General features: G+C 41.5%; 4 protein-coding genes. All 4 read right to left on the bottom strand.

Going from position 1 to position 5,989, the window contains the following annotated elements:
* A partial coding sequence (locus MUP17_04810) for a DUF1611 domain-containing protein (protein ID MCJ7458291.1) occupies nt 1–683 on the bottom strand: 683 nt, incomplete at its 3' end.
* 149 nt (nt 684–832) lie between these two features.
* Nucleotides 833–3,946, bottom strand: coding sequence for a hypothetical protein (locus MUP17_04805; protein ID MCJ7458290.1), 3,114 nt, complete (start codon nt 3,944–3,946; stop codon nt 833–835).
* 66 nt (nt 3,947–4,012) lie between these two features.
* Nucleotides 4,013–4,999 carry a hypothetical protein gene (locus tag MUP17_04800; GenBank protein ID MCJ7458289.1) on the bottom strand — a complete coding sequence of 329 codons (987 nt, stop codon included), beginning with the start codon at nt 4,997–4,999 and terminating at the stop codon, nt 4,013–4,015.
* Nucleotides 5,000–5,175: 176 nt separating this feature from the next.
* Complete coding sequence (locus tag MUP17_04795; protein ID MCJ7458288.1) at nt 5,176–5,772, bottom strand: hypothetical protein; 597 nt, start codon at nt 5,770–5,772, stop codon at nt 5,176–5,178.
* Between the last annotated feature and the right edge of the window lie 217 nt (nt 5,773–5,989).

Raw genomic sequence — 5,989 nt, 5'->3', positions numbered from 1 at the left:
GATTTCTCAAATAGGAACTCTTCCATTGCTCCTGCCATAAAATCACCTTTGATCGCATCGATCGGAACCCCTTCTCCGGAGATTACTATTCCGCTCTGGCCAGTTGCAACAAAATAAGGGTTCCAGCCGAATTTTTTTGCCACTTCGGTCAGCTCAAAAGCCGTAATCATCTTCCCTGACCTGCAGTCTGTGCCAATAGTCAACACTACCTTAGCCTTATTTTTTTCAGGCAGGTAGTCTGCGACCTTATTATACCCCTCTGCCTCTCTCAGGTCAATAATCGCCACCTTCCTGAAATTGGCTAAGGTAGCAAGTTCAGGGTCTCTACTTAATTTATCGTGCATTCCGTTGAGAATATTTAGACCATTTTCAAGGGCGGAGATAATTTCTTTTCTCCACTCTGAAGGAAGTTTCCCGCCCCGTGGTGCAATCCCGATTAAAAGCGAATCCGGATTATAAGGAAGTGAGCCTTCCACATTTTTAACAACCGGAATATTCCCCCCCAAACCGATGATTTCCTGAGAGGTTTTGCCCGCCCTGGTAGAATCAATAACCGCCACCACCTCCGAAGGCTTATATCTGATCAGCCCGTAAGCCGTCTTCGCCTCCAGCGCCGTAAAACACCCCTCCGCCAAAATCACAATCCTTCTTTTTACTCTCCCCCCTCCCTTTAGAGAGGACATTAAACCTCCATGTAAGGAGTTACTTCAGTCATCAATCCAATTGCAAAACATATTTTACATATATGCAAAGTTGTAGAAAGTAACCAAAGCAAAGTCTCATACCTATGTGGCAAAAAATAGCTGGATTCCTTTAAATAGAACTAAAATTGTTATTTGAACTGTACACCTTCCCTCTTGGATAAAGGTAGATTAAGTAGTATTTCATCGAACCCTACAGGTTCCATGGCGTAGACTATCTCGGATAATCGACGGAAGGCAGCCCTTCGAATAGAGTCTGAGAACGTGTCTCTAGATTCCAAAATACTCAGAAGCACATCGAAAAAAGCTTGTTGATCATTAGCTTCACAGAAGCCAGCCTCACTAATTACAAGCCGCCATGCATTGACAAGTTCTTCATTATCCGACTGTTGAATCATAGTTAACCATTCTTCACCTTTTTCAGCCCATTTTAGTCGACATTGTGCCATACCTTCTATATATCTTGGACGCCATATGTCCAGTTTATCATTAGCAAGCTCCCAATATTTATCCCCAACCCATGCTTCTTTAATTTCCTCTCGTTCATAAAAGAAAGTTCTTTCTTGCGAAATTGCTGATAGGGAGACTGCGGCTAAGCGAACAACTTCCAAATTGTCGTTTCGTAGCATGTTTACAAGAGTTGACTTAACACGCTTATCGCGGTCTATAAACCAACTGTGTAATGGAAAGCGAGAGATATTATGGACCATGCTATACAATTTAGAAATATGTTTATCCTCAATAATATCAGCACTGAACGAAGCCCAGTATAAAATACTGAGTGAATCATACTTCGGATCTATTAGGGTATAATACTTCGCTAAGAAATCTTCGAAGATGTACTTCAGTTTGCTCGCAGTTTTTAATTCTTGCTCTGTCTTCGGGTCATGCCATTTATACAAAACAAGTGGAAGATCAAACGCAATACGTCTTTCTTCTTTTGCTAATTGCGTAGCAGTTGTATCAAGGATCATCTCACATAACTCCAAATCGTTTAATAGTTGTCTATACGTTGGCCTAAGACTCCTTAATGATATACCGCGACAGTCAAACCAATTATTCAATTCAGTGAGAATTTCCGAATCTAAAAATTTCTTAATAGTTTCATTGCGATGGAAATCTATCCAATAATAAAGTTTAGCTGGATGATTTTTTATCTTTTCGCTTTTTTTATTTATCAGTTCATTAAGTTCTTCGAGTTCTTTCTCGAATTGTTCTTGAGACTTATAGTACTCAGAGACGGTATAAAGGTCCCTGTGACAAATAGACAATTCTTTTTCAACCGGTAAGTCGAAAATGTTGCTGATGATACTGCGGAGTCTCGGTTCAATTTCTCTATTCTCATGGAGTGCTTCTGAAATTTTTATATATTTCTTCAGGTTACTTGGTTCGTTTAGGAACTCAAATAATGCAATGAGAAAGTTTGTAAAAGGTTGGTTTTCTTTTGAGAAGACTTCACAAAATGACCTGACTAAATTCGAATTCTTGGTTAATAATGCGATTACCTTTTGGTTGGCAATTCTCGGTAAGCTAACCTGAACTAACCAGTCCTTTGCTTTGTATCCTATCCTTGAGGGTGCCAGATGATACCACACCGCGAGTTGGCAAACTGCCCAGAAAAGGAGTGAATTTGTTTCACGGTTTTCCTCAGGCTTTACCGAAGATAGCCTTTGTATACTTTTCGAAAATTCAGGTTCAGAGGTAGACATGTATCTTTGACATCCTAGCAAAAAAGCTGTGGCAAGTGCCATACTTGCTTTTGAAGAAAGCGAAAATCTGAAATAAGAGCCGAGATTGGCCCAGTAAGGTTCAAGAGTCCACGACATCGTTTTGTAAGGCACAACTCCAACCAGTTCTTCAAATAGTTTTATGCCCCATGATTCAACCAGTTGGTGTTTGAATACTTCGGACAAAGCCCATAATTTCATTTTCTCAGAATCAGACTCAGCTGCTCTCTGCATAGCAGACCGCAATGGCTCGTCAACATAAAAAATCTTTTCATAAGCATCAACATATAGTTCCAGATTTTCTAGTGCTACATTCTTTAGTCTCTCCTTCATCCAAGGACGAATTACACGCTCTTTATATTCATCAGGAAGGTTTTTCAATTCATTAACTACTTCATCACCTTGTCTTATAAGGGTATTATCAAACAGGGTTAAACCATATTGAATTGCACCAATTTCATTGTGGGGTTGTCGCAAGACTCTATCATCTACCATTTCCAAGACTAGCCCAGCACCTCTTCTAAGAAATCTGTCCGCTCTCTCTATATCTATCTCACGACATACATCTATCATACTTGGGGCTTCGCCTGGGCGAGTTCTACCTACTCTTCCTGCGAAAAATAAAGCCACATTGCGCCAGTAAGGAGACCTTATGATAGCTCCAAATCTCAAATCTCTTTCTTTAGTATCTTTCGCTGTATCTACTAGATGGGCAGCTGCAAAGAATTCCCTGGTGGTCGTCAAACCAAATCCAACCTTTCCTTCTTGTGGGCTTTCTATTAAAACAAGACGTTGACTGGCTTCAGTAATAATTTCGTCTACTTTAACATTTAATTCTGTTTCACTAAGTAATGGATTACTATGAGTAAGATATTCCTTAACTTTTTCCTTAAATTCGAGCACATCCATTAATGCCGCTGTTTTATCTTTTTCAGCCCGTCTATGAAGTATATATGCAAGGTATCTATGAAGGCCATAAATTATATCCTGTTCAGTTCTCAATAATTCCGGACGCTTTTTCTGTTCGCGCTGATAGATTATATCCATATATCGCTCAAATAATTCTTCTCGTTGTTTTGGAGGAGTACCTCTTGCTCTAATAATGACTAGAAGAATAGTTACCTGTAGAGGAGTCTGCGTTAGAACATTAACCACTCTGTCCTTTAAGCATACATCAAATGTACCGCGAATTCTTTCTATTTCTCTGGGATTTGGTTCACGAGAGTCTATCCAGCGATTGGCGTAGGCTAAAGCCTTTGCTGACGACAACTTTTGCAGGACTAAATGCAGATAATTCGCTGGATCAAATTCTTCTGAATACCCGTATGGTCTTGTCGTAGCTATTACTCTTATATCTCCTTTCAGTCCCTCTCTTATTTGACGAACAAAAGATGTTATGTTATTCAAGACTCTTTTTCGCAATTCCTTTCCGGGAACTTCGTCAAGGCCGTCCAATACCAGAAGAATCGGATTAGTTTCTACTATCGTTCGCACTTCTTCAGGTTCTGTATCTCGCAACGCATCCCTGGTAATTCTGTATGCTATGAAATGAAATAGGCTACCGGAATCATCGCAGGTAGTAATCTACTGTGCATATTCCTTTAGAAGAACTCTGAATGACAGACGAAGGGTACATTTTTCAAACTCTTGAGCATTTTCGCCTAGTTCTTTCAACCTCCCAGTTAAACGAGCTCTGTGAATTTGCGCGACGTACTGCCCCAAAGTAGACTTGCCTTCGCCAGGTCCGCCGATAAGGACGACTCCGGCAATAGAATCGTCGAGTAGATAGGAAAGAGCTGATGTTCTTTTCTCGTCTTCAGCAGCCTGCTTTAGCCAGTGCGGAAATCTCTCCAATAATTTCGGATCTTGGGGAAGTGTTGGAGCATTGATTTCCAAGTCGATAAAAACCTGTTGAAGCGTAACCGGCTTATCTTCTACATCACCTGCATCATCAAGAACTGCACACTGCTCCTGCTTATAGCACTCCTCGCTATAAAGCTGAACGAGGGCATCCAAATCGATTTGTTTGCTTTCTATCTTCTTCGCCAGACTAGCAATAATGTCACCTGGCACCACTAAATGCGCATATGTCTGTCGAATGCCTGGGTAATTATCGAGAAATCTGCAAATCTCATCCGACCCCAAAACATCAATATGCTTCATTGCATGCCGATACTTAGGTATGATTTCATTCTCAATCTTATCTTTTATTCCTTTTTGAAATACAGGAGTAAGACAAACATTTGTCATAAGGATATAATTATCACAAGGGTGCTTATATTTTTGTGTTATTTTCAACAGTTCACCGTTTAACTCCATTAGCAAACGAGCTCTTGCTTCCTTTGGACCAATTTGTCTTACGTCGTGAAACTTTGCCTGGAAAATCCATCTTCCATCCCATTGTTCTTCTGTTGAAGGGTAAGGAGCTTTGCCAGAAAAAGTAGCCTCCCTGCCAGCATCGGTGCCCATTCCATATACCTTAACCCCCGGCCCGATCACCTGTTGCAGCAGGGCTTGGCACATCCGCTCAAACTCCAGTGGCTCAAAAGCGTCAAGATTATACTTGAACAACGCAGTCCCTTCCTTTATTGCCTCTCAAGACAGGTGGGTCAATCCTGGGTTGCCATGACTCAAGGGGCATATAACAGTTCTTATCTTTGCTTCATCGTAGGTTCGAGTGAAACCGTACCTGTTTTCTCAAAATCTTTCCCAATTTAACTTTCTCCCTTCCATCCTGCAACACTTTTTTATCTTATCACCCCTAAAAAATCACCCAACAGAAATTGGGCTCTGCCGATTAAGAGGGTGACTCTGGACATAACTGTATATCCAAAAGTCGCTCCGAAGAAGAGCATCATAAAGAAAACCCCGATTTTGGCTGAGGTGCCTAGAGCACCTTTGTGCTCCCTGGAGAAGAAAAAATAGCTCAAGGTAGTAATCACCGCCAGGGCAACGATGATATTATTAATCGAAGCATAAGAGCCCATAGAAGCCTTCATCTGGGCAAAAATCTGCGCTTGCATCATCGCCGGGATGGAAACCCCGGCACCAGCACCTATTATCAAAGCCATCGAAATCCTGGAAAGCCAGGCAAGTTTCGGGAAAAACCTGAGGAACATAAAGAACCCCAAAATCCCGGGAATAAGATAAAGCAGGTCACCTTCTCTGAAAATCGGAAAAATAAGCTTCGGCACAACCGTGGTCTTGATGGAGATTACAATGAAATACCCTACAGATATACCGACCAGGAGATACTCTGCAAATTTATAGAATGGGTTGTCCCTGTAGAGAAAGGAAAAGATGAACAAAGTCAAGATTGCGGCGATTAAAGTACCTAAGTCCACCGGTTTCTCCTGTTTGTGCGAGAATTGGATTTCCCGCACACTTCATAAGCACAGAACACTGTTCTGTCCCTACAGTTCCTTGTTGTCATTCTGAGGGAATGAAGTGACCGAAGAATCTATCGTTTCCAGTGAATAGATTCTTCCTCCCACCAAAGGCGGGACTCAGAATGACAATGGCCTACTCCCAGCGTCATCAGCTTTTCCGTCGGGTCAGGGG

This window comes from Candidatus Zixiibacteriota bacterium (genome assembly GCA_022865345.1).
Taxonomy (GTDB): domain Bacteria; phylum Zixibacteria; class MSB-5A5; order MSB-5A5; family RBG-16-43-9; genus RBG-16-43-9.
Note: the sequence above shows the minus strand (reverse complement) of the source record. Positions and strands in the feature narration are given on the sequence as shown.